This window comes from Pseudomonas sp. GW458-11-26-14-LB4, assembly GCF_059423925.1.
Genome location: NZ_JBWKYU010000010.1, coordinates 20,692 through 47,244, shown reverse-complemented (window position 1 = coordinate 47,244; position 26,553 = coordinate 20,692). Strand labels below are relative to the sequence as shown.

At 60.3% G+C, this 26,553-nt stretch carries 23 protein-coding genes; all 23 read left to right on the top strand.

Annotation, left to right across the window (positions count from 1 at the left end; all coding sequences use genetic code 11):
- Positions 1 to 34: 34 nt before the first annotated feature.
- The 23 genes from mnmA to AC07XZ_RS14890 all read left to right on the top strand — a co-directional run bounded on the left by mnmA (position 35) and on the right by AC07XZ_RS14890 (position 26,520).
- Positions 35 to 1,159, top strand: a complete 1,125-nt coding sequence (gene mnmA, locus AC07XZ_RS15000; RefSeq protein WP_074688946.1) for a tRNA 2-thiouridine(34) synthase MnmA — start codon at positions 35 to 37, stop codon at positions 1,157 to 1,159.
- Positions 1,156 to 1,779 carry a high frequency lysogenization protein HflD gene (hflD, locus tag AC07XZ_RS14995; RefSeq protein ID WP_039767411.1) on the top strand — a complete coding sequence of 208 codons (624 nt, stop codon included), beginning with the start codon at positions 1,156 to 1,158 and terminating at the stop codon, positions 1,777 to 1,779. Before mnmA ends, hflD begins: the two co-directional genes overlap by 4 nt.
- Before the next feature lie 127 nt (positions 1,780 to 1,906).
- Positions 1,907 to 3,277, top strand: coding sequence for an adenylosuccinate lyase (gene purB, locus AC07XZ_RS14990; RefSeq protein ID WP_039767413.1), 1,371 nt, complete (start codon positions 1,907 to 1,909; stop codon positions 3,275 to 3,277).
- Between the two features lie 86 nt (positions 3,278 to 3,363).
- The gene (locus AC07XZ_RS14985) at positions 3,364 to 4,539 is read left to right on the top strand and encodes a ribosomal protein uL16 3-hydroxylase (protein ID WP_007951451.1); all 1,176 of its coding nucleotides are present in this window, start codon (positions 3,364 to 3,366) and stop codon (positions 4,537 to 4,539) included.
- On the top strand, positions 4,532 to 4,957 hold the full coding sequence (locus tag AC07XZ_RS14980; protein WP_007951452.1) for a GNAT family N-acetyltransferase: 426 nt from the start codon (positions 4,532 to 4,534) through the stop codon (positions 4,955 to 4,957). The genes AC07XZ_RS14985 and AC07XZ_RS14980 overlap by 8 nt, the downstream gene beginning before the upstream one ends.
- A gap of 242 nt (positions 4,958 to 5,199) precedes the next feature.
- Entirely contained in the window at positions 5,200 to 5,952 is a 753-nt protein-coding gene (locus tag AC07XZ_RS14975) for a secretin N-terminal domain-containing protein (protein WP_007951453.1), read from the top strand.
- Between the two features lie 476 nt (positions 5,953 to 6,428).
- Complete coding sequence (aceA, locus tag AC07XZ_RS14970; protein WP_007951455.1) at positions 6,429 to 7,754, top strand: isocitrate lyase; 1,326 nt, start codon at positions 6,429 to 6,431, stop codon at positions 7,752 to 7,754.
- A gap of 547 nt (positions 7,755 to 8,301) precedes the next feature.
- Complete coding sequence (locus AC07XZ_RS14965; protein ID WP_003223812.1) at positions 8,302 to 8,715, top strand: NADH-quinone oxidoreductase subunit A; 414 nt, start codon at positions 8,302 to 8,304, stop codon at positions 8,713 to 8,715.
- 10 nt (positions 8,716 to 8,725) lie between these two features.
- Positions 8,726 to 9,400 carry a NuoB/complex I 20 kDa subunit family protein gene (locus AC07XZ_RS14960; RefSeq protein WP_007951456.1) on the top strand — a complete coding sequence of 225 codons (675 nt, stop codon included), beginning with the start codon at positions 8,726 to 8,728 and terminating at the stop codon, positions 9,398 to 9,400.
- Between the two features lie 69 nt (positions 9,401 to 9,469).
- Positions 9,470 to 11,254 carry an NADH-quinone oxidoreductase subunit C/D gene (gene nuoC / locus AC07XZ_RS14955; protein WP_007951457.1) on the top strand — a complete coding sequence of 595 codons (1,785 nt, stop codon included), beginning with the start codon at positions 9,470 to 9,472 and terminating at the stop codon, positions 11,252 to 11,254.
- Positions 11,255 to 11,256: 2 nt separating this feature from the next.
- Positions 11,257 to 11,754: an NADH-quinone oxidoreductase subunit NuoE gene (nuoE, locus tag AC07XZ_RS14950; RefSeq protein WP_003223804.1), complete on the top strand. Its 498-nt coding sequence runs from the start codon at positions 11,257 to 11,259 to the stop codon at positions 11,752 to 11,754.
- On the top strand, positions 11,751 to 13,106 hold the full coding sequence (gene nuoF, locus AC07XZ_RS14945) for an NADH-quinone oxidoreductase subunit NuoF (protein WP_085745980.1): 1,356 nt from the start codon (positions 11,751 to 11,753) through the stop codon (positions 13,104 to 13,106). Before nuoE ends, nuoF begins: the two co-directional genes overlap by 4 nt.
- Positions 13,107 to 13,243: 137 nt before the next feature.
- A complete protein-coding gene (gene nuoG, locus AC07XZ_RS14940) occupies positions 13,244 to 15,958 on the top strand; it encodes an NADH-quinone oxidoreductase subunit NuoG (RefSeq protein ID WP_102687966.1) in 2,715 nt (904 codons plus the stop codon).
- Positions 15,955 to 16,962: an NADH-quinone oxidoreductase subunit NuoH gene (gene nuoH / locus AC07XZ_RS14935; protein ID WP_007951460.1), complete on the top strand. Its 1,008-nt coding sequence runs from the start codon at positions 15,955 to 15,957 to the stop codon at positions 16,960 to 16,962. Before nuoG ends, nuoH begins: the two co-directional genes overlap by 4 nt.
- Positions 16,963 to 16,973: 11 nt before the next feature.
- Entirely contained in the window at positions 16,974 to 17,522 is a 549-nt protein-coding gene (gene nuoI, locus AC07XZ_RS14930; RefSeq protein WP_007951461.1) for an NADH-quinone oxidoreductase subunit NuoI, read from the top strand.
- Between the two features lie 9 nt (positions 17,523 to 17,531).
- A complete protein-coding gene (gene nuoJ, locus AC07XZ_RS14925; protein ID WP_007951462.1) occupies positions 17,532 to 18,032 on the top strand; it encodes an NADH-quinone oxidoreductase subunit J in 501 nt (166 codons plus the stop codon).
- Between the two features lie 3 nt (positions 18,033 to 18,035).
- A complete protein-coding gene (gene nuoK / locus AC07XZ_RS14920) occupies positions 18,036 to 18,344 on the top strand; it encodes an NADH-quinone oxidoreductase subunit NuoK (protein WP_003180046.1) in 309 nt (102 codons plus the stop codon).
- Entirely contained in the window at positions 18,341 to 20,194 is a 1,854-nt protein-coding gene (gene nuoL, locus AC07XZ_RS14915; RefSeq protein WP_102687965.1) for an NADH-quinone oxidoreductase subunit L, read from the top strand. The genes nuoK and nuoL overlap by 4 nt, the downstream gene beginning before the upstream one ends.
- Before the next feature lie 39 nt (positions 20,195 to 20,233).
- Positions 20,234 to 21,766 carry an NADH-quinone oxidoreductase subunit M gene (gene nuoM / locus AC07XZ_RS14910; RefSeq protein ID WP_011334963.1) on the top strand — a complete coding sequence of 511 codons (1,533 nt, stop codon included), beginning with the start codon at positions 20,234 to 20,236 and terminating at the stop codon, positions 21,764 to 21,766.
- A 7-nt stretch (positions 21,767 to 21,773) separates the two neighbouring features.
- Entirely contained in the window at positions 21,774 to 23,237 is a 1,464-nt protein-coding gene (gene nuoN / locus AC07XZ_RS14905) for an NADH-quinone oxidoreductase subunit NuoN (protein ID WP_102687964.1), read from the top strand.
- A gap of 193 nt (positions 23,238 to 23,430) precedes the next feature.
- Positions 23,431 to 23,616 carry a hypothetical protein gene (locus tag AC07XZ_RS14900; RefSeq protein WP_102687963.1) on the top strand — a complete coding sequence of 62 codons (186 nt, stop codon included), beginning with the start codon at positions 23,431 to 23,433 and terminating at the stop codon, positions 23,614 to 23,616.
- Positions 23,617 to 23,831: 215 nt separating this feature from the next.
- Positions 23,832 to 25,157, top strand: a complete 1,326-nt coding sequence (locus tag AC07XZ_RS14895) for an OprD family porin (RefSeq protein ID WP_102687962.1) — start codon at positions 23,832 to 23,834, stop codon at positions 25,155 to 25,157.
- A 181-nt stretch (positions 25,158 to 25,338) separates the two neighbouring features.
- On the top strand, positions 25,339 to 26,520 hold the full coding sequence (locus AC07XZ_RS14890; RefSeq protein WP_102687961.1) for an acyltransferase family protein: 1,182 nt from the start codon (positions 25,339 to 25,341) through the stop codon (positions 26,518 to 26,520).
- The last annotated feature ends 33 nt before the right edge of the window (positions 26,521 to 26,553 follow it).

Below are 26,553 nucleotides of genomic sequence, written 5' to 3'. Positions count from 1 at the left end.
TCGCGTCCTTTTTCAAGACACTCATTGAATCCCTATGCGTGATCCAGCCCCTTCTGACACATCCAAGAAGCGCGTCATTGTCGGCATGTCCGGCGGCGTGGACTCTTCCGTTTCCGCTCTCCTGCTGATCGAGCAGGGCTATGAAGTGGAAGGCCTGTTCATGAAGAACTGGGAAGAAGACGACGGAACGGAATACTGCACCGCCATGGACGACCTGGCGGATGCCCAGGCCGTGTGCGACAAGATCGGTATCAAGCTGCACACCGCCAACTTCGCCGCCGAGTACTGGGACAACGTGTTCGAGCACTTCCTGGCCGAATACAAGGCCGGCCGCACGCCGAACCCGGATATCCTGTGCAACCGCGAGATCAAGTTCAAGGCGTTCCTCGACTACGCCATGATGCTCGGCGCCGACCTGATCGCCACCGGTCACTACGTGCGCCGCCGCGACATCGACGGCCGCACCGAACTGCTCAAGGGCCTGGATCCGAACAAGGATCAGAGCTACTTCCTGCACGCCGTCGGCGGCGAACAGATCGCCAAGACCCTGTTCCCGGTCGGCGAGCTGGAAAAACCGGAAGTCCGCGCGATTGCCGAGAAATACGAGCTGGCGACCGCCAAGAAGAAGGATTCCACCGGGATCTGCTTCATCGGCGAGCGTCGCTTCAGCGATTTCCTCAAGCAATACCTGCCGGCACAACCGGGCGAGATCAAGACCACCGAAGGCGAAGTCATCGGCCGTCACCACGGCTTGATGTACCACACCATCGGCCAGCGTCAGGGCCTGGGCATCGGCGGTCTGAAAGACGCCGGCGATGAGCCGTGGTACGTGCTGCGCAAGGATCTGGACACCAACGAGCTGATCGTCGGTCAAGGCAACAACCATCCGTGGCTGTTCTCCAGCGCCCTGCTCGCTTCGGAAATCTATTGGGTCAACCCGATCGATCTAAGCCAGCCGCTGCGCCTGACTGCCAAGGTTCGTTATCGCCAGAGCGATCAGGCCTGCACCCTTGAGAAAACCGAAACCGGCTATCGCGCCGTATTCGACGAGCCGCAACGCGCGGTCACGCCGGGCCAGTCGGTGGTGTTCTATGACGGTGAAATCTGCCTCGGTGGCGGCGTGATCGAAGTCGCCGAGCCGTGGAGCGGCCAGGCATGAGCCCGACTCAGGAGCAATTGACCGCTCTGGGCGGCGTGTTTCTCGCCGCCGTGCTGGTCGACCGGATCGCCAAGACCGGTCAGACCAACGAGGCCGGCCTGAGCTGCATGCTCGGCAGCCTGCTGGTTCGTGACCCGAAAGACACGCTGGATGTTTACGGCGGCGACGATATCAACCTGCGCGAGGGTTACCGCGCGCTGATCGGCGCCCTCGAGCGCGACCCAAGCACCTTGCAACGCGAACCGCTGCGCTACGCCCTGTCGATGCTCGGCCTTGAGCGACAACTGGCCAAGCGCAACGACATGCTCGACGTGATCGGCAAGCGCTTGCCGCAGATCCAGTCGCAGGTCGAGCACTTCGGCCCGGCCCACGAAAACGTGATCGCAGCCTGCGGTGCGCTGTATCAGGACACCCTGAGCACGCTGCGCCAACGCATTCAGGTGCATGGCGACATGCGCAACCTGCAGCAGCCGAGCAATGCCTCGAAGATCCGCGCCCTGCTGCTCGCCGGCATTCGTTCGGCACGCCTGTGGCGTCAGCTCGGCGGTCATCGCTGGCAGCTGGTAGTCAGCCGGCGCAAATTGCTCAAAGAGCTGTATCCGTTGATGCGCAGCGAGTAAATCGCCGCGCAATAAAAGCTTTGTAGTCTGTAACGCGTAATACGCCGGTCAGTTGGCGACGGACCGGCGGATTTTTTCATGTATGATACGCGCCCCATTTCGTTGCCCGACTGTCCGAGAACACCCCATGCAGCTCTCTTCGCTCACTGCGGTTTCCCCTGTTGACGGCCGCTACGCCGGCAAAACCCAGGCCCTGCGCCCAATTTTCAGCGAGTACGGTCTGATCCGTGCCCGCGTTCTGGTTGAAGTGCGCTGGCTCCAGCGCCTGGCCGCTCACGCCGGCATCCCGGAAGTGCCAGCCTTCTCCGCCGAAGCCAACGCCGTTCTGAATGAACTGGCCGAGAACTTCTCGCTGGAGCACGCCGAGCGCGTGAAAGAGATCGAGCGCACCACCAACCACGACGTAAAAGCGATCGAATACCTGCTCAAAGAGCAGGCGGCCAAGCTGCCGGAACTGGCCAAGGTCAGCGAATTCATCCACTTCGCCTGCACCAGCGAGGACATCAACAACCTGTCCCACGCCCTGATGCTGCGCGAAGGCCGTGACGACGTGATGCTGCCGCTGATGCGCCAGACTGCCAATGCCATCCGCGAACTGGCGATCCGCTTCGCCGACGTGCCGATGCTGTCGCGCACCCACGGTCAGCCGGCTTCGCCGACCACCTTGGGTAAAGAGCTGGCGAACGTGGTTTACCGTCTCGAGCGCCAGATCGCTCAGGTCGCTGCCGTTCCGCTGCTGGGCAAGATCAACGGCGCTGTCGGCAACTACAACGCTCACCTGTCGGCCTACCCGCAGATCGACTGGGAAGCCAACGCCCGCGCCTTCATCGAAGACGAGCTGGGTCTGGGCTTCAACCCGTACACCACGCAGATCGAGCCGCACGACTACATCGCCGAGCTGTTCGACGCCATTGCGCGCTTCAACACCATCCTGATCGACTTCGACCGTGACATCTGGGGCTACATCTCCCTGGGCTACTTCAAGCAGCGCACCATCGCCGGCGAAATCGGTTCGTCGACCATGCCGCACAAGGTCAACCCGATCGACTTCGAAAACTCCGAAGGCAACCTGGGCATCGCCAACGCACTGTTCCAGCACCTGGCGAGCAAACTGCCAATCTCCCGCTGGCAGCGCGACCTGACCGACTCCACCGTGCTGCGTAACCTCGGTGTCGGCTTCGCCCACAGCGTGATCGCGTACGAAGCGAGCCTCAAAGGCATCAGCAAGCTCGAGCTGAACGCTGACAAGATCGCTGCCGATCTGGACGCTTGCTGGGAAGTCCTGGCCGAGCCGATCCAGACCGTGATGCGCCGCTACAACATCGAAAACCCGTACGAGAAGCTGAAAGAACTGACGCGCGGCAAGGGCATCAGCCCTGAAGCGCTGCAGACTTTCATCGATGGCCTGGACATGCCGGCCGCTGCGAAAGCCGAGCTCAAGCAACTGACGCCGGCCAACTACATCGGAAACGCTGTAGCGCAAGCCAAACGCATCTGATCGACTGCTTGACCCGTTTGAGACGCCCGGCCGCGCCGGGCGTTTTTATTCCCGTCTGAAAAATGCTTTTTTTCAATAGGTTACATATGAATCCCGATATTCCTCTTCAACTTCTGGGTGGTCTTACGGCGCGCGAATTCATGCGCGACTACTGGCAGAAAAAACCACTGCTGATCCGTCAGGCGATTCCTGATTTCGAAAGCCCGATCGACGCCGACGAACTCGCCGGCCTGGCCCTGGAAGAAGAAGTCGAATCGCGCCTGGTGATCGAGCACGGCGAGCGCCCTTGGGAACTGCGTCGCGGCCCGTTCGCCGAAGACGAATTCAGCAAACTGCCGGAGCGCGAGTGGACCCTGCTGGTGCAGGCGGTCGATCAGTTCGTGCCGGAAGTCAGCGAGCTGCTGGAAAACTTCCGCTTCCTGCCGAGCTGGCGCGTCGACGACGTGATGATCAGCTTCGCCGCTCCGGGTGGCAGCGTCGGTCCGCACTTCGACAACTACGACGTGTTCCTGCTGCAAGGCCACGGCAAGCGCAACTGGAAAATCGGCCAGATGTGCGACTCCGAAAGCCCGCTGCTGCAACACGCGGATCTGCGCATCCTCGCCGAATTCCACGAGACCGAAGAGTGGGTCCTGGAACCGGGCGACATGCTCTACCTGCCGCCGCGCCTGGCTCACTGCGGCGTTGCCGTCGATGACTGCATGACCTACTCGGTCGGCTTTCGCGCACCGAGCGCCGCTGAAGTGCTGACCCACTTCACCGACTTCCTCAGCCAGTTCCTGACTGACGAAGAGCGCTACACCGACGCCGACGCCAAGCCGGTCAGCGATGATCCACATCAGATCCAGCACGATGCACTCGGCCGCCTGAAAGCGCTGCTCGCCGAACACATGAGCGACGAACGCCTGCTGCTGACCTGGTTCGGCCAGTACATGACCGAGCCGCGTTATCCAGAGCTGGTGGTCGGCCCGGAAGAAGTCGAGGAAGAAGACCTCCTCGGCGCGCTCGAAGACGGTGCCATCCTGATCCGCAACCCGAGCGCGCGTCTGGCGTGGTCGGACGTCGATGACGATCTGCTGCTGTTCGCCAGCGGTCAGAGCCGTTACCTGCCGGGCAAGCTGCGCGAACTGCTGAAGCTGATCTGCTCTGCCGACGCCCTGCACACAGACAATCTCGGTGACTGGCTGAGCGACGAAGACGGTCGCGGCCTGCTGTGCGAACTGGTCAAACAGGGAAGCCTGGGGTTCGCCGACGATGAATAAGATTCGCGTACGTGTTGCAGACTGGCAAAAGGACAACGCCGAGATCCGCCGCATTCGCGAAACGGTGTTCATTGCCGAACAATCGGTTCCACCCGAGCTTGAGTGGGACGCTGATGACGCCACGGCGGTGCATTTCCTGGCTTTCGAAGGCGACTTTCCGATCGGCACCGCCCGCCTCTTGCCCGACGGGCATGTCGGCCGGGTTTCGGTGCTGAAGGACTGGCGCGGCCTGAAGGTCGGCGATGCGCTGATGCAAGCGGTGATTGCCGAAGCGGAAGCACGCGGCCTGAAGCAGCAGATGCTCAGCGCCCAGGTACAGGCCACGGCGTTCTATGAGCGCCTGGGTTTCAACCTGGTCAGCGAGGAATTCCTCGAAGCCGGGATTCCGCATGTCGATATGGTTCGTCACTCAGCTTAAGACCGAGGCGCCGATCGTTCCCACGCTCTGCGTGGGAATGCCTCTCGGGACGCTCCGCGTCCCTTGCGGCATGTGACGCAGAGCGTCACTGGCTGCATTCCCACGCGGAGCGTGGGAACGATCACGTAAAACGCCCCGCCATCTCACGATGCCGGGGCGTTTTGCTGTCTAGGATTCAACTTGCCCCACCCCGGGCCGACAAACTGGCAATATCAAGCCTTTCGAAAGCGGAGATAACGGACATGTCCCTACGCACCCTGCTCACCACCCTGCTGCTCGGCTGCAGTTTTTCGGTGATGGCAGCCACAGAAATCGTGCCCCTCAAATACCACACCAGCGCCGACATGCTGCCGGTGGCTCAAGACTTCATCGGCAAGGACGGCCAGGTCAGCGCCTATGGCAACCAACTGATCGTCAAGGCTGAACCCGGCAAGATCGAAGAACTCAAGGACCTGCTCTCGCAACTCGACACCGCGCCCAAGCGCCTGCTGATCACGGTCGACACCAACGAAAACAACGGTCGTGGCGATGAAGGCTATTCGGTCAATGGCGCGCAAACCCGCATCATCAGTCGCAGCACCGCCAGCCGTGACGGCGGCATTCAGCAGATCCAGGCCAGCGAAGGCGCACCGGCGCTGATCCAGGTTGGCCAAAGCGTGCCGATCACCAGCAGCCAGACCAACTCCTACGGCGATTACAGCAGCCAGACTCAATATCGCAACGTCACCCAGGGGTTTTATGTCACCGCCAGCGTCACCGGCGAAACCGTTCACCTGGCCATCAGTACCAACCGTGACCGCATGAGCCAGGAACGTCCCGATGTAGTGAACGTGCAAAGCACCGACACAACTGTCACCGGACGCCTGGGCGAGTGGATCACCCTCGCTGGCGTAAATCGCCAGACTCAGGCCGACAAACAGGGCCTGGCCCGCAGCTACTCGACTCAAGGCCGGGATGACATGACGTTGCGGGTGAAAGTCGACACGTTGGACTAAAGCACCGAAAACTGACTGATTAGTCGTATTAGACGAAAGATGTAGTGCTTGAAAAAAAGCACTACAAAACGTTTGACGAGCCAAAAAAGCGAAGGCATGATGGCCTCGCTCCCGCTAATCAGAGGCCCTGGCAAGGGCCTTCGAAGCGATGCTCGCAACCATCCCCGCGAGCCGTTTCGTGTCTGTACCGCCCACAAGGTGTGTTTGACGAGGTTGCCGACTGGAACGAAGTTGTCCCGAGGGACGGAAGCGTAATTAGGTAACCCGGCTTTACACTGTAGTTCGTATAAAGGCCCACGACGCCCGAATGCGCCCGCCAGTTCGCCTTTACCTGCTCACTTCCCCTCGAGCCCATCGTTCATCCCGTCGCCTGCCCCGCCGAACCCGACCTGACCACCTAAGCTTCTGGTCAGCGAGCGCAAGGAATTTTCCACCGCAGAACAACTTTTCATAAAGACGCGACGAGGTTTATCTCCATGGCACTGACACGCGAACAGCAAATTGCAGCCCTTGAAAAAGACTGGGCTGAAAACCCGCGCTGGAAAGGCGTGACTCGCAATTACTCCGCTGCTGACGTCGTCCGTCTGCGTGGCTCGGTTCAACCAGAGCACACCTTTGCAAAAATGGGCGCCGAAAAACTGTGGAACCTGGTCACCCAGGGTGCCAAGCCGTCCTTCCGCCCAGAGAAAGATTTCGTCAACTGCATGGGCGCCCTGACCGGCGGCCAGGCTGTGCAACAGGTCAAAGCCGGTATCCAGGCGATCTACCTGTCGGGCTGGCAAGTCGCTGCGGATAACAACTCCGCCGAATCGATGTACCCGGACCAGTCGCTGTACCCGGTGGACTCGGTGCCAACCGTGGTCAAGCGCATCAACAACTCGTTCCGTCGTGCCGACCAGATCCAGTGGAAAGCCGGCAAGAACCCGGGCGACGATGGCTACATCGACTACTTCGCGCCAATCGTGGCTGACGCCGAAGCCGGCTTCGGCGGCGTACTGAACGCCTACGAGCTGATGAAGAGCATGATCGAAGCAGGCGCCGCCGGCGTTCACTTCGAAGACCAGCTGGCCTCCGTGAAGAAATGCGGCCACATGGGCGGCAAGGTTCTGGTTCCAACCCAGGAAGCCGTACAGAAGCTGACCGCTGCTCGTCTGGCTGCCGACGTTGCCGGTGTACCGACCATCATCCTGGCCCGTACCGACGCCAACGCTGCCGACCTGCTGACTTCCGACTGCGACCCGTACGACCAGCCGTTCGTGACTGGCACCCGTACTCAGGAAGGTTTCTACAAGGTTCGTGCAGGCCTGGACCAGGCAATCGCCCGCGGCCTGGCCTACGCGCCGTACGCCGACCTGATCTGGTGCGAAACCGCCAAGCCGGACCTGGACGAAGCCCGTCGTTTCGCTGAAGCGATCAAAAAGGAATATCCGGACCAGATCCTGTCGTACAACTGCTCGCCTTCCTTCAACTGGAAGAAAAACCTGGACGACGCGACCATCGCCAAGTTCCAGCGCGAACTGTCCGCCATGGGTTACAAGCACCAGTTCATCACCCTGGCCGGCATTCACAACATGTGGCACAGCATGTTCAACCTGGCGCACGACTACGCCCGCAACGACATGACTGCCTACGTGAAGCTGCAAGAGCAGGAATTCGCTGACGCCGCCAAGGGTTACACCTTCGTGGCTCACCAGCAGGAAGTGGGCACCGGCTACTTCGACGACATGACCACCGTGATCCAGGGCGGCACGTCCTCGGTGACCGCGCTGACCGGTTCGACTGAAGAAGAACAGTTCCACTGATCGACTTCGCCTGAGCGAACGGCCTTTGCGGACCGTATAGAAAGCTAACCGCACTGCCGAAAAACTGACGCCCCGACTGGTTCGGGGCGTTTTTTTTGCCTGCGGTTTTCCGAGCGCCTCAGGATTTGGCACAACCTGTCAGGCAAAACATTGATCCAGAGCGGTATCCGCATCGCAAAAATCGGCTAAAACGGGCGCCGCCGCTACTTGCAGTAACGCGCATATAAGACAACTTCCCAACTACTGACCCGTTAAACAGTTACGAAACCACTCCAAACGATATTAATTATCATTTAGCGGCAACTATGTTCGTTACATTTCCTACAAAACATAATTCGTGAAATTCCGGCTAATGCCCGCAACGCATGGGCTGCGGGCCCTTCGAGGCGCGCTATGTCCTTATTCCAATAAATAATTTCGCTATAGGAATTTTACTTGCAGGGTGTTTAGCCATAAAATCAGCGCGATTGATTGCTGCGACATATCGTCACTGCCTTATTTCTTTATCAAGCTCAGAGACCTTTGCTCTCTGTTAAGGATTTCCAGCATGCCCGAAGCGACAGGACTCATGGCCCACAACTGGGGCTTTGCCATTTTCCTTCTGGGTGTAGTCGGCCTGTGTGCCTTCATGCTCGGCGTCTCCAGCCTCCTCGGGTCAAAAGCCTGGGGCCGCAGCAAAAACGAACCGTTCGAGTCCGGCATGCTACCTACCGGTGGCGCCCGCTTGCGGCTCTCAGCCAAATTCTATCTGGTCGCGATGCTCTTCGTGATCTTCGATATCGAAGCCCTCTTTCTCTTTGCATGGTCTGTGTCCGTCCGCGAAAGCGGCTGGACCGGATTCGTCGAAGCTCTCGTTTTCATAGCAATTCTGTTGGCAGGTCTTGTCTACCTGTTCCGAGTGGGCGCCCTTGACTGGGCTCCGGAAGCTCGTCGCAAGCGGCAGGCGAAGCTGAAACAATGAGGCTTTGGCAATGCAATACAATCTCACCAGAATCGACCCCGATGCTCCTAACGAGCAGTATCCGATCGGCCAGCGGGAAACCGTTTCCGATCCGTTAGAGGATCAAGTCCACAAAAACATTTTCATGGGCAAGCTGGAAGACGTGCTGAGTGGCGCGGTCAACTGGGGACGTAAGAACTCCCTGTGGCCGTACAACTTCGGTCTGTCGTGCTGCTACGTGGAAATGACCACCGCCTTCACGGCGCCCCACGACATCGCGCGCTTCGGCGCCGAAGTTATCCGGGCATCACCGCGTCAGGCCGACTTCATGGTTATCGCCGGGACCTGCTTCATCAAGATGGCGCCGATCATTCAGCGCCTGTACGAGCAGATGCTCGAGCCCAAGTGGGTGATCTCGATGGGTTCGTGCGCCAACTCCGGCGGCATGTACGACATCTACTCCGTGGTTCAGGGGGTGGACAAGTTCCTGCCCGTTGACGTCTACGTACCTGGCTGCCCGCCCCGTCCAGAAGCATTTCTGCAAGGCTTGATGCTGTTGCAGGAATCCATTGGCCAGGAGCGTCGCCCACTTTCCTGGGTCGTTGGCGATCAAGGCGTTTATCGCGCCGACATGCCTTCGCAGAAGGAACAGCGCCGCGAACAGCGAATCGCAGTCACCAACCTGCGCAGCCCTGACGAAGTCTGATCCAGTCTGTTTCAAAGAAACGAGAAGCTGGCTTCATTCTTTACGTTGACCGAAAGCGAAAAAATAACCATGACTACAGGCAGTGCTCTGTACATCCCGCCTTATAAGGCAGACGACCAGGATGTGGTCGTCGAACTGAACAACCGTTTTGGCGCCGAAGCGTTCACCGCTCAGCCGACCCGCACCGGCATGCCGGTGCTGTGGGTGGCTCGCGCCAAACTCGTCGAAGTCCTGACCTTCCTGCGCAACCTGCCCAAGCCGTACGTCATGCTCTATGACCTGCACGGCGTGGATGAGCGTCTGCGCACCAAGCGTCAAGGGCTGCCGAGCGGTGCCGATTTCACCGTGTTCTATCACCTCATGTCGCTGGAACGTAATAGTGACGTGATGATCAAGGTCGCCTTGTCCGAGAGCGACCTCAGCTTGCCGACCGTCACCAGCATCTGGCCGAACGCCAACTGGTACGAGCGTGAAGTCTGGGACATGTATGGCATCGACTTTAAAGGTCACCCGCACCTGTCGCGCATCATGATGCCGCCGACCTGGGAAGGTCACCCGCTGCGCAAGGACTTCCCGGCGCGCGCCACCGAATTCGATCCGTTCAGCCTGAACCTGGCCAAGCAACAGCTTGAGGAAGAAGCCGCGCGTTTCCGTCCTGAAGACTGGGGCATGAAGCGCTCCGGGGCGAACGAGGACTACATGTTCCTCAACCTGGGTCCGAACCACCCTTCGGCTCACGGTGCGTTCCGCATCATCCTGCAACTGGACGGTGAAGAGATCGTCGACTGCGTTCCGGACATCGGTTACCACCACCGTGGCGCCGAGAAGATGGCCGAGCGTCAGTCCTGGCACAGCTTCATTCCGTACACCGACCGTATCGATTACCTCGGCGGCGTGATGAACAACCTGCCGTACGTGCTCTCGGTCGAGAAGCTGGCCGGCATCAAGGTACCCGAGAAGGTCGACGTCATCCGCATCATGATGGCCGAGTTCTTCCGGATCACCAGCCACCTGCTCTTCCTGGGCACCTACATCCAGGACGTCGGCGCCATGACTCCGGTGTTCTTCACCTTCACCGACCGCCAGAAGGCGTACACGGTGATCGAAGCCATCACCGGTTTCCGTCTGCACCCGGCTTGGTACCGCATCGGTGGCGTCGCCCACGACCTGCCGCGCGGCTGGGAAAAACTGGTGAAAGACTTCGTTGAATGGCTGCCAAAGCGCCTCGACGAATACACCAAGGCCGCCCTGCAGAACAGCATCCTCAAGGGTCGTACCATCGGCGTTGCCCAGTACAACACCAAAGAGGCCCTGGAATGGGGCGTCACCGGTGCCGGCCTGCGTTCCACGGGTTGCGATTTCGACCTGCGTAAAGCGCGTCCGTACTCCGGCTACGAGAACTTCGAGTTCGAAGTTCCGCTGGCTGCCAACGGCGATGCCTACGACCGCTGCATGGTTCGCGTCGAAGAGATGCGCCAGAGCGTCAAGATCATCGACCAGTGCCTGCGCAACATGCCGGAAGGCCCGTACAAGGCGGATCACCCGCTGACCACGCCGCCGCCGAAAGAGCGCACGCTGCAGCACATCGAAACCCTGATCACGCACTTCCTGCAGGTTTCGTGGGGCCCGGTCATGCCGGCCAACGAATCCTTCCAGATGATCGAAGCGACCAAGGGCATCAACAGTTATTACCTGACGAGCGACGGCGGCACCATGAGCTACCGTACCCGGATCCGTACTCCGAGCTTCCCGCATCTGCAACAGATCCCTTCGGTGATCAAAGGCAGCATGGTCGCGGACCTGATTGCGTACCTGGGTAGTATCGATTTCGTTATGGCCGACGTGGACCGCTAAGCATGAACAGCACGCTTATCCAGACAGACCGTTTCACCTTGAGTGAAACCGAGCGCTCGGCCATCGAGCACGAGCTGCATCACTACGAAGACCCGCGCGCGGCGTCGATCGAAGCCCTGAAGATCGTTCAGAAGGAACGCGGCTGGGTGCCGGACGGCGCTCTGTACGCCATCGGCGAGATCCTCGGCATTCCGGCCAGCGACGTTGAAGGCGTGGCCACGTTCTACAGCCAGATCTTCCGTCAGCCGGTCGGCCGTCACATCATTCGCGTCTGCGACAGCATGGTCTGCTACATCGGCGGCCACGAGTCGGTGGTCAGCGAAATCCAGAACAACCTGGGTATCGGCCTGGGTCAGACCACCGCCGACGGTCGTTTCACCCTGCTGCCGGTCTGCTGCCTCGGCAACTGCGACAAGGCACCGGCGCTGATGATCGATGACGACACCTTTGGCGATGTCCAGCCTGCCGGCGTCGCCAAACTGCTCGAGGGCTACGTATGACCCTGACTTCTTTCGGCCCGGCCAACCGCATCCAGCGTTCGGCCGAGACTCACCCGCTGACCTGGCGCCTGCGTGACGACGGCGAAGCCGTGTGGCTCGACGAGTACCAGGCCAAGAACGGTTACGCCGCTGCGCGCAAGGCCTTCGCCGACATGGATCAGGACGCCATCGTCCAGACCGTGAAAGACGCCGGCCTCAAAGGTCGCGGCGGTGCAGGCTTCCCCACTGGCGTGAAGTGGGGCCTGATGCCAAAGGACGAATCCATCAACATCCGCTACCTGCTGTGCAACGCGGATGAAATGGAGCCGAACACCTGGAAAGACCGCATGCTGATGGAGCAACTGCCCCATCTGCTGATCGAAGGCATGCTGATCAGCGCCCGCGCGCTGAAAACCTACCGTGGCTACATCTTCCTGCGTGGCGAGTACACCACCGCTGCCAAGCACCTGAACCGTGCCGTGGAAGAAGCCAAGGCTGCCGGCCTGCTGGGCAAGAACATCCTGGGCAGCGGCTTCGATTTCGAGCTGTTCGTCCACACCGGCGCCGGGCGTTACATCTGTGGTGAAGAAACCGCACTGATCAACTCCCTCGAAGGTCGCCGCGCCAACCCGCGCTCCAAACCGCCCTTCCCTGCCGCCGTTGGCGTGTGGGGCAAGCCGACCTGCGTGAACAACGTTGAAACCCTGTGCAACGTGCCGGCGATCATCGCCGACGGCGTGGACTGGTACAAATCGTTGGCCCGCGACGGCAGCGAAGACATGGGCACCAAGCTCATGGGCTTCTCCGGCAAGGTCAAGAACCCTGGTCTGTGGGAACTGCCATTCGGCGTGACCGGTCGCGAGCTGTTCGAAGACTACGCCGGCGGCATGCGCGACGGCTTCAAGCTGAAAGCCTGGCAGCCAGGCGGCGCCGGTACCGGTTTCCTGTTGCCGGAACACCTCGACGCACAAATGTACGCCGGCGGCATCGCCAAAGTGGGCACCCGTATGGGTACCGGCCTGGCCATGGCGGTGGACGACAGCGTCAACATGGTGTCCCTGCTGCGCAACATGGAGCAGTTCTTCGCTCGCGAATCCTGCGGCTTCTGCACCCCGTGCCGTGATGGTTTGCCATGGAGCGTCAAGCTCTTGATGGCGATCGAACAAGGTCGCGGCCAGCCAGGCGACATCGAGACCCTGCTGGGTCTGGTCAACTTCCTCGGCCCGGGCAAGACCTTCTGTGCTCACGCACCGGGTGCCGTGGAGCCGTTGGGCAGTGCCATCAAATACTTCCGTCCAGAGTTCGAAGCCGGTATCGCGCCTGCAAGCGCCACCGTCCCGCCTCTGGCGAAGCCGATCGTAGTCGGCGCGTAAACGCTTAGAAAAGGCGAAGGGTCCGTGCCCTTCGCCTTTCGTCCGATGACGCCTTTCGGGGCTGACTGGATTCGGACGGATAACAAGATTCCATTAGCCACGCCCGCTGACACCGGGCCAACGAAGACCTTTGAACCATGGCCACTATCCACGTAGACGGCAAAGCGCTCGAAGTCGACGGGGCAGACAACCTGTTACAGGCATGTCTGTCGCTGGGCCTCGACATCCCTTATTTCTGCTGGCACCCCGCGCTTGGTAGCGTCGGGGCCTGCCGCCAGTGCGCGGTCAAGCAGTACACCGACGAGAACGACACCCGTGGTCGCATCGTCATGTCCTGCATGACCCCTGCCACCGACAACACTTGGATCTCCATCGACGATGAAGAATCCAAGGCGTTTCGCGCCAGTGTTGTTGAATGGCTGATGACCAACCACCCGCACGACTGCCCTGTGTGCGAGGAAGGCGGTCACTGCCACCTGCAAGACATGACCGTGATGACCGGCCACAACGAGCGCCGTTATCGCTTCACCAAACGTACCCACCAGAACCAGCAACTGGGCCCGTTCATTTCCCACGAAATGAACCGCTGCATCGCCTGCTACCGCTGCGTGCGTTTCTATAAGGATTACGCCGGCGGCACCGACCTCGGTGTATTTGGCGCCCACGACAACGTGTACTTCGGTCGCGTTGAAGACGGCACCCTCGAAAGCGAGTTCTCCGGCAACCTCACCGAGGTCTGCCCGACCGGTGTGTTCACCGACAAGACTCACTCCGAGCGCTACAACCGCAAGTGGGACATGCAGTTCTCGCCGAGCATCTGCCATGGCTGCTCGAGCGGTTGCAACATCTCCCCGGGCGAGCGTTACGGCGAACTGCGTCGCATCGAAAACCGTTACAACGGTTCGGTGAACCAGTACTTCCTGTGCGACCGTGGCCGTTTCGGTTATGGCTACGTCAACCGCACCGACCGTCCACGTCAGCCGCTGCTGGCCGACGGCACCAAGCTTGGCCTGGATGCTGCGCTGGACAAAGCCGCCGACCTGCTGCGCGGTCGCAACATCGTCGGTATCGGTTCGCCGCGTGCCAGCCTGGAAAGCAACTACGCGTTGCGTGAACTGGTAGGCGCCGAGCACTTCTACTCCGGTATCGAAGCCTCCGAGCTGGAACGCATCCGTCTGGTCCTGCAAGTGCTGAAAGACAGCCCGCTGCCAGTGCCGAACATGCGCGACATCGAAGACCACGACGCCGTGTTCGTCCTCGGTGAAGACCTGACCCAGACCGCTGCCCGCATGGCCCTGGCCCTGCGTCAGTCGGTAAAAGGCAAGGCCGAAGACATGGCCGAAGCCATGCGCGTCCAGCCTTGGCTCGACGCCGCCGTGAAGAACATCGGCCAGCACGAGCTGAACCCGCTGTTCATCGCCAGCCTGGCTGAAACCAAGCTCGACGATATCGCCGAAGAGTGTGTACACGCCGCTCCGGACGATCTGGCCCGCATCGGTTTCGCCGTGGCTCACGCCCTGGACGCCAGCGCCCCTGCCGTTGAAGGTCTGGATGCCGAAGCCCTGGAACTGGCCAAGCGCATCGCCGACGCACTGCTCGCGGCCAAGCGTCCACTGATCATCGCCGGTACTTCGCTGGGCTCCAAAGCCTTGATCGAAGCCGCTGCGAACATCGCCAAGGCCCTGAAGCTGCGCGAGAAGAACGGTTCGATCAGCCTGATCGTGCCGGAAGCCAACAGCCTCGGCCTGGCCATGCTCGGTGGCGAATCGGTTGATGCCGCCCTGCAAGCGGTCATCGACGGCAAGGCCGACGCCATCGTCGTGCTGGAAAACGATCTGTACACCCGTACCGCCAAGGCCAAGGTCGATACGGCACTGAACGCTGCGAAAGTGGTGATCGTTGCCGACCATCAGAAAACCGCCACCAGCGACCGTGCGCATCTGGTTCTGCCAGCCGCCAGCTTCGCTGAAGGCGACGGTACGCTGGTCAGCCAGGAAGGTCGCGCCCAGCGCTTCTTCCAGGTTTTCGACCCGCAATACATGGACGCGAGCATTCTGGTCCACGAAGGCTGGCGCTGGCTGCACGCCCTGCGCGCCACCCTGCTGAACCAGCCGATCGACTGGACGCAACTCGACCACGTGACCGCTGCCGTTGCTTCGAGCACCACGCAACTGGCCCGCATCGTCGACGCCGCGCCGTCCGCCTCGTTCCGCATCAAGGGTCTGAAACTGGCGCGTGAGCCGCTGCGTTACTCCGGTCGCACCGCGATGCGCGCCGACATCAGCGTTCACGAACCACGCACCCCGCAAGACAAGGACACCGCGTTCGCCTTCTCGATGGAAGGTTACTCGGGCTCCGCCGAACCGCGTCAGCAAGTGCCGTTCGCCTGGTCGCCGGGCTGGAACTCGCCGCAAGCCTGGAACAAGTTCCAGGACGAAGTCGGTGGTCACCTGCGCGCTGGCGATCCGGGCACCCGCCTGATCGAAAGCACTGGTGATTCGCTGAACTGGTTCGCCAGTGTTCCGCGCGCGTTCAACCCGGCCCAGGGCACCTGGCAAGCCGTGCCGTTCTACCACCTGTTCGGCAGCGACGAGAACTCGTCGAAAGCCGCTCCGGTCCAGGAACGCATCCCGGCCGCCTACGTTGCACTGGCCAAGTCCGAAGCGGACCGTCTGGGCGTCAACGACGGCGCATTGCTGAGCCTCAATGTTGCCGGCCAGACCCTGCGTCTGCCGCTGCGCATCAATGAAGAGCTGGGCGCTGGCCTGGTTGCACTGCCGGCCGGTCTGGCAGGCATTCCGCCGGCGATTTTCGGCCAAACCGTTGATGGTCTGCAGGAGGCAGCGCAATGACCTGGTTCACCCCTGAAGTGATCGATGTGATCCTGACGGTCATCAAGGCCATCGTGATCCTGCTGGCCGTGGTGGTCGCAGGCGCGTTGCTCAGCTTTGTCGAGCGTCGCCTGCTGGGCTGGTGGCAGGACCGTTACGGTCCGAACCGCGTGGGTCCGTTCGGCATGTTCCAGATCGCGGCCGACATGCTGAAGATGTTCTTCAAGGAAGACTGGACCCCGCCGTTTGCCGACAAGGTGATTTTCACCCTGGCACCGGTCGTGGCCATGTCCGCCCTGCTGATCGCTTTCGCGATCATCCCGATCACCCCGACCTGGGGCGTGGCGGATCTGAACATCGGCCTGCTGTTCTTCTTCGCCATGGCCGGTCTGTCGGTCTACGCGGTGCTGTTCGCCGGCTGGTCGAGTAACAACAAGTTCGCCCTTCTCGGCAGCTTGCGTGCCTCGGCGCAGACCGTGTCCTACGAAGTGTTCATGGGCCTGGCTCTGATGGGCATCGTGGTGCAGGTCGGCTCGTTCAACATGCGCGACATCGTCGAGTACCAGGCGCAGAACCTGTGGTTCATCATTCCGCAGTTCTTCGGCTTCTGTACCTTCTTCATCGCTGGCGTGGCCGTGACTCACCGTCACCCGTTCGACCAGCCGGAAGCGGAACAGGAACTGGCCGACGGTTACCACATTGAATACGCCGGTATGAAATGGGGCATGTTCTTCGTCGGTGAATACATCGGCATCATCCTGATCTCGGCGCTGCTGGTCACCCTGTTCTTCGGTGGCTGGCACGGTCCGTTCGGCATCCTGCCGCAACTGTCCTTCGTCTGGTTCGCACTGAAGACCGCGTTCTTCATCATGCTGTTCATCCTGCTGCGCGCTTCCATCCCGCGTCCGCGTTATGACCAGGTGATGGATTTCAGCTGGAAATTCTGCCTGCCACTGACCCTGATCAATTTGCTGGTGACCGCTGCAATCGTGTTGTGGAACACGCCTGCGGTTGCGGTTCAGTGAGGATTTGACCCATGTTCAAATATATTGGCGACATCGTTAAGGGTACCGGTACCCAGTTGCGCAGCCTGGTCATGGTCTTCGGCCATGGCTTTCGCAAGCGCGACACCCTGCAATACCCGGAAGAGCCGGTCTACCTGCCACCACGCTACCGTGGTCGCATCGTCCTGACCCGTGACCCCGATGGCGAAGAACGCTGCGTAGCCTGCAACCTGTGCGCCGTGGCTTGCCCGGTGGGTTGCATCTCGCTGCAGAAAGCTGAAACCGAAGACGGTCGCTGGTACCCGGACTTCTTCCGTATCAACTTCTCGCGCTGCATTTTCTGCGGTCTCTGCGAGGAAGCCTGCCCGACCACCGCGATCCAGCTGACCCCGGATTTCGAGATGGCCGAGTTCAAACGTCAGGACCTGGTGTACGAGAAAGAAGATCTGCTGATCTCCGGCCCCGGCAAAAACCCTGATTACAACTTCTATCGTGTTGCAGGTATGGCCGTTGCGGGCAAGCCGAAAGGCGCCGCACAAAACGAAGCCGAGCCGATCAACGTGAAGAGCTTGCTGCCTTAAGGAAGAACGATGGAATTCGCTTTCTATTTCGCATCGGGTATCGCTGTTGTGTCCACATTGCGTGTGGTCACCAACACCAATCCTGTGCACGCCCTGCTCTACCTGATCATTTCGTTGATCGCCGTGGCCATGACCTTCTTCGCACTCGGCGCTCCGTTCGCCGGCGTGCTGGAAGTGATCGCCTACGCTGGCGCCATCATGGTGCTGTTCGTGTTCGTGGTGATGATGCTGAACCTGGGCCCGGCCTCGGTTCAGCAGGAACGCACCTGGCTCAAGCCCGGGATCTGGGCGGGGCCGGTGATTCTCGCCGCCCTGCTGCTGGCCGAACTGCTGTATGTGCTGTTCGCTCACCAGAGCGGTCAGGCCATCGGCCACACCACCGTCGATGCAAAAGCCGTGGGCATCAGCCTGTTCGGTCCGTATCTGCTGGTGGTCGAACTCGCCTCGATGCTGCTGCTCGCTGCAGCCGTCACGGCGTTCCATTTGGGCCGTAACGAGGCGAAGGAGTAAGACATGCCTGCTATCCCTCTCGAACATGGATTGGCCGTCGCCGGCATCCTGTTCTGCCTTGGTCTGGTCGGCCTGATGGTCCGCCGCAACATTTTGTTCGTGTTGATGAGTCTGGAAGTGATGATGAACGCCTCTGCACTGGCCTTCATCGTTGCGGGCGCCCGCTGGGCGCAACCGGATGGACAGATCATGTTCATCCTGGTGATCAGCCTTGCAGCCGCCGAAGCCAGTATTGGCCTGGCGATCCTGCTGCAACTGTATCGCCGCTTCCACACGCTCGATATCGACGCTGCCAGTGAGATGCGCGGATGAACCTACTCTTTCTGACTTTCGTATTCCCTCTGATCGGGTTCCTGTTGCTGTCGTTCTCGCGCGGCCGCTTCTCGGAAAACCTGTCGGCGCTGATCGGTGTCGGCTCCATCGGCCTGTCTGCCATCGTCGCGGCCTACGTGATCTGGCAATTCAACGTCGCTCCACCGGAAGGTGGCGTCTACACCCAGGTGCTGTGGCGCTGGATGTCGGTGGAAGGTTTCCAGCCTGACTTCGCGCTCTACCTGGATGGTCTGTCCGTGACCATGCTCGGTGTGGTCGTTGGTGTCGGCTTCCTGATCCACCTGTTTGCATCGTGGTACATGCGTGGCGAAGACGGTTACTCGCGCTTCTTCTCGTACACCAACCTGTTTATCGCCAGCATGCTGTTCCTGATCCTGGGCGATAACCTGCTGTTCATCTACTTCGGTTGGGAAGGCGTGGGCCTGTGCTCGTACCTGTTGATCGGCTTCTACTACAGCAACCGCAACAACGGTAACGCCGCACTCAAAGCCTTCATCGTCACCCGTATCGGCGACGTGTTCATGGCGATCGGCCTGTTCATCCTGTTCCAGCAACTGGGCACGCTGAACGTCCAGGAACTGCTGGTGAAGGCGCCTGAGCACTTCAAGGTCGGCGATTTCTGGATCGTGCTGGCGACCCTGATGCTCCTGGGTGGTGCGGTCGGTAAATCGGCGCAACTGCCGCTGCAGACCTGGCTTGCGGACGCGATGGCCGGCCCTACCCCGGTTTCGGCACTGATCCACGCCGCAACCATGGTGACTGCCGGTGTCTACCTGATCGCCCGTACCCACGGTCTGTTCGCCCTGGCGCCGGACATCCTGCACCTGGTCGGCATCGTAGGTGGTGTGACCCTGGTACTGGCCGGTTTTGCCGCGCTGGTACAAACCGACATCAAACGTATCCTCGCCTACTCGACCATGAGCCAGATCGGCTACATGTTCCTGGCGCTGGGCGTTGGCGCCTGGGAAGGCGCGATCTTCCACCTGATGACCCACGCCTTCTTCAAGGCTCTGCTGTTCCTTGCTTCCGGTGCGGTGATCGTTGCCTGCCACCACGAGCAGAACATCTTCAAGATGGGCGGCCTGTGGAAGAAACTGCCGCTGGCCTACGCCAGCTTCATCGTCGGTGGTGCCGCTCTGGCCGCCCTGCCACTGGTGACTGCAGGTTTCTACTCCAAGGACGAAATCCTCTGGGAAGCGTTCGCCAGCGGCAACCACGGTCTGCTTTACGCAGGTCTGGTCGGCGCATTCATGACGTCGCTGTACACCTTCCGCCTGATCTTCATCGCGTTCCATGGTGAAGCCAAGACCGAAGCCCACGCCGGTCACGGCATCGCTCACTGGCTGCCGCTGTCGGTGCTGATCGTGCTGTCGACCTTCGTCGGCGCCATGATCGTTCCACCGCTGCACGGCGTACTGCCCGAGAGCGTTGGCCATGCCGGTGGCGGAGCCAAGCACAGTCTGGAAATCGCTTCGGGCGCCATCGCCCTGGCCGGTATCCTGCTGGCGGCCCTGCTGTTCCTCGGCAAGCGTCGCTTCGTGACCGCGATTGCCAACAGCGGCATCGGCCGTCTCCTTTCGGCCTGGTGGTTCGCTGCCTGGGGCTTCGACTGGATCTACGACAAACTGTTCGTGAAGCCGTACCTTGCGATCAGCCACATGCTGCGCAAAGACCCGCTCGACCAGACCATCGGTCTGATCCCGCGCATGGCCAAGGGTGGTCACACCGCCCTGAGCCGTACCGAAACCGGTCAACTGCGTTGGTACGCTGCTTCGATGGCTGCTGGTGCCGTGTTGGTCATCGGCGCTGTCGTGCTGGTAGCGGTCTGATATGAACCTTGCGAATTTGCGAAAGGAAACGAGCCCGTCATGATTCTGCCTTGGCTAATCCTGATCCCCTTCATCGGCGGCCTGCTGTGCTGGCTGGGTGAGCGCTTCGGCGCCACCCTCCCCCGCTGGATTGCGCTGTTGACCATGACCCTGGAACTCGCCCTCGGCCTCTGGCTGTGGGCCCACGGTGACTATTCATTTGCTCCGGCGCCTGGCGCCGATCCGACCTGGGCGCTTGAGTTCAAGCACGTCTGGATCCAGCGCTTCGGCATCAACGTGCACCTGGCCCTCGACGGCCTGTCGCTGCTGATGATCCTGCTGACCGGTCTGCTGGGTATCCTGTCGGTACTCTGCTCGTGGAAAGAGATTCAACGTCACGTTGGCTTCTTCCACCTGAACCTGATGTGGATCCTGGGCGGCGTTGTCGGCGTGTTCCTGGCCCTCGACCTGTTCATGTTCTTCTTCTTCTGGGAAATGATGCTGGTGCCGATGTACTTCCTCATCGCGCTCTGGGGTCACAGTTCTTCGGACGGCAAGAAAACCCGTATCTACGCCGCGACCAAGTTCTTCATCTTCACTCAGGCTTCCGGCCTGATCATGCTGGTGGCGATCCTCGGTCTGGTCCTGGTCAACTACAACAGCACCGGCGTGATCACCTTCAACTACGCCGATCTGTTGAAGACCAAGATGTCGATGACCACCGAGTACATTCTGATGCTCGGCTTCTTCATCGCCTTCGCGGTCAAGCTGCCAGTGGTTCCGTTTCACTCCTGGCTGCCTGACGCTCACGCCCAGGCGCCGACTGCAGGTTCCGTCGACCTCGCCGGTATCTTGCTGAAAACCGCGGCCTACGGTCTGCTGCGTTTCGCCCTGCCGCTGTTCCCGAACGCCTCGGCCGAATTCGCGCCGATCGCCATGACCCTCGGTCTGATCGGGATCTTCTACGGTGCGTTCCTCGCTTTCGCGCAAACTGACATCAAGCGTCTGATCGCCTTCTCGTCCGTTTCCCACATGGGCTTCGTACTGATCGGCATCTACTCCGGCAGCCAACTGGCGCTGCAAGGTGCCGTGATCCAGATGTTGGCGCACGGTCTGTCGGCGGCGGCACTGTTTATCCTCAGCGGTCAGCTGTACGAGCGTCTGCATACTCGTGACATGCGTGAGATGGGCGGTCTGTGGTCGCGTATCGCTTACCTGCCGGCGATCAGCCTGTTCTTCGCAGCCGCCTCTCTGGGTCTGCCGGGTACCGGTAACTTCGTCGGCGAGTTCCTGATCCTGATCGGTACGTTCGCCAGTGCTCCATGGATCACCGCGATTGCCACCTCCGGTCTGGTGTTCGGTTCGGTCTACTCGCTGATCATGATCCACCGCGCTTACTTTGGTCCGTCCAAATCGGATTCGATTCTGCACGGCATGGACGGTCGCGAACTGATCATGGTGCTGGGCCTTGCGGTACTGCTGATTTACCTCGGCGTCTACCCGCAACCGTTCCTCGACACTTCTGCCGCCACGATGCATGGCGTGCAGCAGTGGCTCGGCACCGCCTTCACTCAACTCGCTTCGGCCCGGTAAGAGCGCTATGGAATTCACGATTCAACACTTTATTGCGCTTGCGCCACTGTTGATCACCAGCCTCACCATTATCGTGGTGATGCTGGCAATCGCCTGGCGCCGCAACCACTCGCAGACCTTCCTGATTTCGGTGGCAGGTCTGAACCTGGCCTTGCTGTCGATCCTGCCGGCCCTGAAAGTCGCGCCTCTGGCCGTGACTCCATTGCTGCAGATCGACACCTTTGCCTGCCTGTACATGGCGCTGATCCTGGTCGCCACCCTCGCTTGCGTCACCCTCGCCCACGCCTACCTCGGCGATGGCGGTTCGGGTTACCCGGGCAACCGTGAAGAACTGTACCTGCTGATCCTGATGGCCGCCGCCGGTGGCCTGGTTCTGGTCAGCGCGCAGCACCTGGCCGGCTTGTTCATCGGTTTGGAACTGCTCTCGGTGCCGGTCTACGGTCTGGTGGCCTACGCCTTCTTCAACAAGCGTTCGCTGGAAGCCGGCATCAAGTACATGGTGCTGTCGGCCGCCGGTTCCGCGTTCCTGCTGTTCGGTATGGCGCTGCTGTACGCAGACTCGGGTTCGCTGAGCTTCGTCGGTATCGGTCAGGCCCTGGCCGCGACCGGCTTGCCAAGCTCGCTGGCACAACTGGGCCTGGGCATGATGCTGATCGGTCTGGCGTTCAAGCTGTCGCTGGTACCGTTCCACTTGTGGACGCCGGACGTGTACGAAGGTGCTCCGGCACCGGTGGCCGCGTTCCTCGCCACCGCGTCGAAAGTGGCTGTGTTCGCGGTCATGGTTCGTCTGTTCCAAATCTCCCCTGGCGCAAGCAGTGGCGTACTGAGCAACGTGCTGACCATCATCGCCATCGCTTCGATCCTGTTCGGTAACCTGCTGGCCCTGACCCAGAGCAACCTCAAGCGTCTGCTCGGTTACTCCTCCATCGCGCACTTCGGCTACCTGCTGATCGCACTGGTGGCGAGCAAGGGTCTGGCGGTGGAAGCCATCGGCGTGTACCTGGTCACCTACGTGATCACCAGCCTCGGCGCATTCGGCGTGATCACCCTGATGTCCTCGCCGTACAACGGCCGTGACGCAGACGCGCTGTACGAATACCGCGGCCTGTTCTGGCGCCGTCCGTACCTGACCGCCGTACTGACCGTGATGATGCTGTCCCTGGCCGGTATCCCGCTGACCGCTGGCTTCATCGGCAAGTTCTACATCATCGCTACCGGTGTCGAGTCGCACCAATGGTGGCTGGTAGGTTCCTTGGTACTGGGCAGCGCCATCGGCGTGTTCTACTACCTGCGCGTGATGGTCACCCTGTACCTGATCGAACCAAACCTGCGCCGCCACGACGCCCAACTGCACTGGGAACAGAAAGCAGGCGGCGTGATGCTGCTGGCGATCGCTGTGGTTGCGTTCTTCCTCGGCGTCTACCCACAACCGCTGCTGACCCTGGTTCAGCAATCGGGCCTGGCGGGCTGATCGCTCAGCGATAGTTGGCTAGAAACAGAAACGGCACCTTCGGGTGCCGTTTTTGTTTTTGTGGGATTTTGATTTTCAACGCCCTCCCCTTTTTAGGAATTTGCCTTCAAAACGATGAGCAACGGCTGACATCACGCAGTTGGCCTATACCGTTAAATTCGAAAGTCACCCATCAAGTGGAGATCCAGAAACCATGAAGCGAGATATTTTTTCAGAGTTGATGGACGGCCTAAAGGCGTTAGCCGAAGAACGCAAAGACAAAGTCACCTTGAAAAAAACGCGCGCCCAACGGATCGGAACCATGAAGGGCCAACTCACACTTCCCAATGACATCGATACCTCTCTGCCAGAAGACGTGCTGGATAGCTTCGAACGGTAGAAACGAACATTTGCATACATGGAACGATCAGACCCACCCTGTGTGTGAGTTTCGCCCGCCCCACCTGACAAAATTGTAATTCCCCAATCACCTCCGCGTTATCTGCAGCCTGCAACGATGTCACCCGGCGACCATGCCGGCGGGCCCCTTGTCCGTCGAACAATAAAACCCACGCCGAAGCTCGTTCCCGTTCTGCCGAACCCAAGGAGTGATTGATGGTTAACAACACAAAAATATCGATGGCCGCTCTGGCAGTGGTCGTCGGCGCCGGGCCGTCCACGGTGTTTGCAGAAGAAAAACCCGAAGGGTTTATCGAAGGCAGCAGCCTGACGGTGCTCAACCGTAACCTTTACTTCAACCGTGATCACCGCAACGGTCAGTCCAGCCCTACCGGCAATGGATACTCCGAAGCCTGGGCCCACGGCATCATCGGCAAGTTCGAATCCGGTTTCACCCAGGGCACCGTCGGGGTCGGGGTGGATGCATTTGCGATGATCGGCCTGAAGCTCGACACCGGCGACGGCCGCAACGGTGGCCGCAGTTCGTTCGATGTGTTGCCGGTCAACAGCGACGGTGAAGCACGGGACGAATACACCAAGGTCGGCGGCGCCGCCAAAGTGCGGGCCTTCGATACGGTGGTGAAAGTCGGTGATGTGTTCCCGGCCAACCCGGTGGTCGCGGCAGGTGATTCGCGATTGCTGCCGGAAAGCTTTCGCGGTGTGACCGCGACCAACAACAGCGTCGAAGGCCTGTCGATCCAGGGCGGCCGGTTGCATGCGATGAGTCAACCGGTGTCCAGCGACCTGCGCGAGAACTTCGCGACCTTCTATGCCGGCCCGGTCAACTCGCCGTGGATCGCTTACGGCGGCGGGGATTACGCGCTGAACAAAAATCTGAGCTTCAGCCTGTACTCCAGCCGCCTCAAAGATGCCTGGAACCAGTACTACGCCGGCACCGCCTGGACATATCCGCTGTCGGATGACCTGTCGCTGTTCGGCGGCCTGAATTACTACAAGGCGGTCGACGAGGGCAAACAATTGCTCGGCGAGTTCGACAACAACATCTGGAGCGGCCGCGTCGGCGTGAAACTCGGCGCGCATTCCGTCGCCCTTTCCCACCAGCGCAACAACGGCAACGACGACTTCGACTACCTGCGCCAGTCCGACTCGATCTTCCTCGACAACTCGATCCAGTACAGCGACTTCAACTCGCCGAAAGAGCGTTCGTGGATGGTGCGCTACGACCTCGACATGACCCCCTACGGCGTGCCCGGCCTGTCGTTCATGACCCGTTATGCACGCGGCACCGACGCCGATTACTCCAACGCCAACGCCGTGTACATGCGCCGCGATGCCGACGGCAATCCACTGACCGACCAGAAGCGCTGGGAGCGTGACATCGAAGTCAAATACGTGGTGCAGAGCGGTTCGATGAAAGACCTGTCGCTGCGCCTGCGCCAGGCCACGACCAGAGCCACGGCATTTGAGTCGGACCTGGATGAGGTACGGGTGATCGTCGAATACCCGCTGGCGATTCTCTGAGTTTCACGAGCAATGCCCATTCACCTTTAGAAGCTCCTTGCTCCTTTGGTAAGAGGTGAATCCTTTAGCGTCCTTCGGGGCGCTTTTTTTTGTTCCGCAAATAACAGATCGATTTCTTGACCGGACAAGCGGTCACCTGCCATCTTCGCCAGCGCTGAAAAACAAGAACAACGAGGGATCGATGAGCGCGCGTAAAAACCTGGAAATCGAATACTTGAGAGGCGCGGCCGTCGCCATGACCCTCTTGAGCCACGTCAACATGATGCTGCCGTTTCACGCCGATACGCTGCTGAGGATCTTTTCTGTCTTCATGCCCTGGACCGGGGTCGATCTGTTCTTCTGCATTTCCGGTTTCGTGGTGAGCAAGGCCTATCTGGACTATTTCGACAAACACCGCGCGCAAGGCCAGCCGGGGCTGGCCGCCGCTTGTTTCTGGCTACGGCGCGCCTACCGGCTGTTGCCCACTGCGTGGCTCTGGATTCTCCTCCCGCTGTTGTTTTCCATTGTGTTCAACCAGTCGAACGCCTTCGGCTCGTGGTACGACAATCTGCGCAGTTTCACTGCCGTAGCAACATTCACTGGCAACATCGCTCATTACCAATCACTGCTGGGTTCCAGCCCCCAATACTGGAGCCTGGCGCTGGAGGAGCAGTTCTACTTCGTCTTTCCGTTTTTTCTGCTGTTCATAACGTCGCCACGCTGGCGCGTCATCGTCCTGTTCGCGCTCATTGCCTTGCAGTTTGGTGTGGATCGAAATCCTTTCGGCCACCCCATGAGCATCCTCACGTACTTCCGCCTGGACGCAATGCTCTGGGGAATTCTCCTGTGCCTGTTTACCCGAACCCGCCTCTATCGGCAGATCGAACCGCGTGAGCTGGGGCAGAGTTCGACCAGATCCATGTTCTGCACGCTGTTTCTGCTCTACATGCTGGGTGCTGTCGCCATACAACTGATAGCCATGCCGATTGCCGTCGGCATGGTCGCGCTCGTCGCGGTGCTGATTGTCTGGCTGGCGAGTTACGAGAAGGGTTACATCTACTGCCCGGCCTTCATGCGCGGTTTCATGCAGTGGGCCGGCTCGCGATCCTATGGACTCTACGTGATTCACGTCTTCACCAATCACCTGAGTACAGAGATCTGGACCCGTGTGGCCGCCAGTCAGGGCGTGCCTCTGGACGGGCGTTTTACCCTTGAGCTGTTAGCGACGTCTCTGGTTCTGCTGGTAGTGCTGAGCGAGCTCAATTACCGCTTTATCGAAACGCCCCTGCGCCAGCGTGGAGCAGAGATTGCCCGCCGCAAACTGAGCCATGAAGCGCCTGCGGTAGCTGCCGGCGCGACTGCTGAGCCATTGCCAGTCAAATAACCCGCAAACGCAAAAGCGCGGCAGACGCCAGGG

Bases quoted from the DNA above. Each gene is read 5' to 3' on its own strand.
- mnmA (WP_074688946.1), top strand. From the start codon at position 35: ATGCGTGATCCAGCCCCTTCTGACACATCCAAGAAGCGCGTCATTGTC.
- hflD (WP_039767411.1), top strand. From the start codon at position 1,156: ATGAGCCCGACTCAGGAGCAATTGACCGCTCTGGGCGGCGTGTTTCTC.
- purB (WP_039767413.1), top strand. From the start codon at position 1,907: ATGCAGCTCTCTTCGCTCACTGCGGTTTCCCCTGTTGACGGCCGCTAC.
- AC07XZ_RS14985 (WP_007951451.1), top strand. From the start codon at position 3,364: ATGAATCCCGATATTCCTCTTCAACTTCTGGGTGGTCTTACGGCGCGC.
- AC07XZ_RS14980 (WP_007951452.1), top strand. From the start codon at position 4,532: ATGAATAAGATTCGCGTACGTGTTGCAGACTGGCAAAAGGACAACGCC.
- AC07XZ_RS14975 (WP_007951453.1), top strand. From the start codon at position 5,200: ATGTCCCTACGCACCCTGCTCACCACCCTGCTGCTCGGCTGCAGTTTT.
- aceA (WP_007951455.1), top strand. From the start codon at position 6,429: ATGGCACTGACACGCGAACAGCAAATTGCAGCCCTTGAAAAAGACTGG.
- AC07XZ_RS14965 (WP_003223812.1), top strand. From the start codon at position 8,302: ATGCCCGAAGCGACAGGACTCATGGCCCACAACTGGGGCTTTGCCATT.
- AC07XZ_RS14960 (WP_007951456.1), top strand. From the start codon at position 8,726: ATGCAATACAATCTCACCAGAATCGACCCCGATGCTCCTAACGAGCAG.
- nuoC (WP_007951457.1), top strand. From the start codon at position 9,470: ATGACTACAGGCAGTGCTCTGTACATCCCGCCTTATAAGGCAGACGAC.
- nuoE (WP_003223804.1), top strand. From the start codon at position 11,257: ATGAACAGCACGCTTATCCAGACAGACCGTTTCACCTTGAGTGAAACC.
- nuoF (WP_085745980.1), top strand. From the start codon at position 11,751: ATGACCCTGACTTCTTTCGGCCCGGCCAACCGCATCCAGCGTTCGGCC.
- nuoG (WP_102687966.1), top strand. From the start codon at position 13,244: ATGGCCACTATCCACGTAGACGGCAAAGCGCTCGAAGTCGACGGGGCA.
- nuoH (WP_007951460.1), top strand. From the start codon at position 15,955: ATGACCTGGTTCACCCCTGAAGTGATCGATGTGATCCTGACGGTCATC.
- nuoI (WP_007951461.1), top strand. From the start codon at position 16,974: ATGTTCAAATATATTGGCGACATCGTTAAGGGTACCGGTACCCAGTTG.
- nuoJ (WP_007951462.1), top strand. From the start codon at position 17,532: ATGGAATTCGCTTTCTATTTCGCATCGGGTATCGCTGTTGTGTCCACA.
- nuoK (WP_003180046.1), top strand. From the start codon at position 18,036: ATGCCTGCTATCCCTCTCGAACATGGATTGGCCGTCGCCGGCATCCTG.
- nuoL (WP_102687965.1), top strand. From the start codon at position 18,341: ATGAACCTACTCTTTCTGACTTTCGTATTCCCTCTGATCGGGTTCCTG.
- nuoM (WP_011334963.1), top strand. From the start codon at position 20,234: ATGATTCTGCCTTGGCTAATCCTGATCCCCTTCATCGGCGGCCTGCTG.
- nuoN (WP_102687964.1), top strand. From the start codon at position 21,774: ATGGAATTCACGATTCAACACTTTATTGCGCTTGCGCCACTGTTGATC.
- AC07XZ_RS14900 (WP_102687963.1), top strand. From the start codon at position 23,431: ATGAAGCGAGATATTTTTTCAGAGTTGATGGACGGCCTAAAGGCGTTA.
- AC07XZ_RS14895 (WP_102687962.1), top strand. From the start codon at position 23,832: ATGGTTAACAACACAAAAATATCGATGGCCGCTCTGGCAGTGGTCGTC.
- AC07XZ_RS14890 (WP_102687961.1), top strand. From the start codon at position 25,339: ATGAGCGCGCGTAAAAACCTGGAAATCGAATACTTGAGAGGCGCGGCC.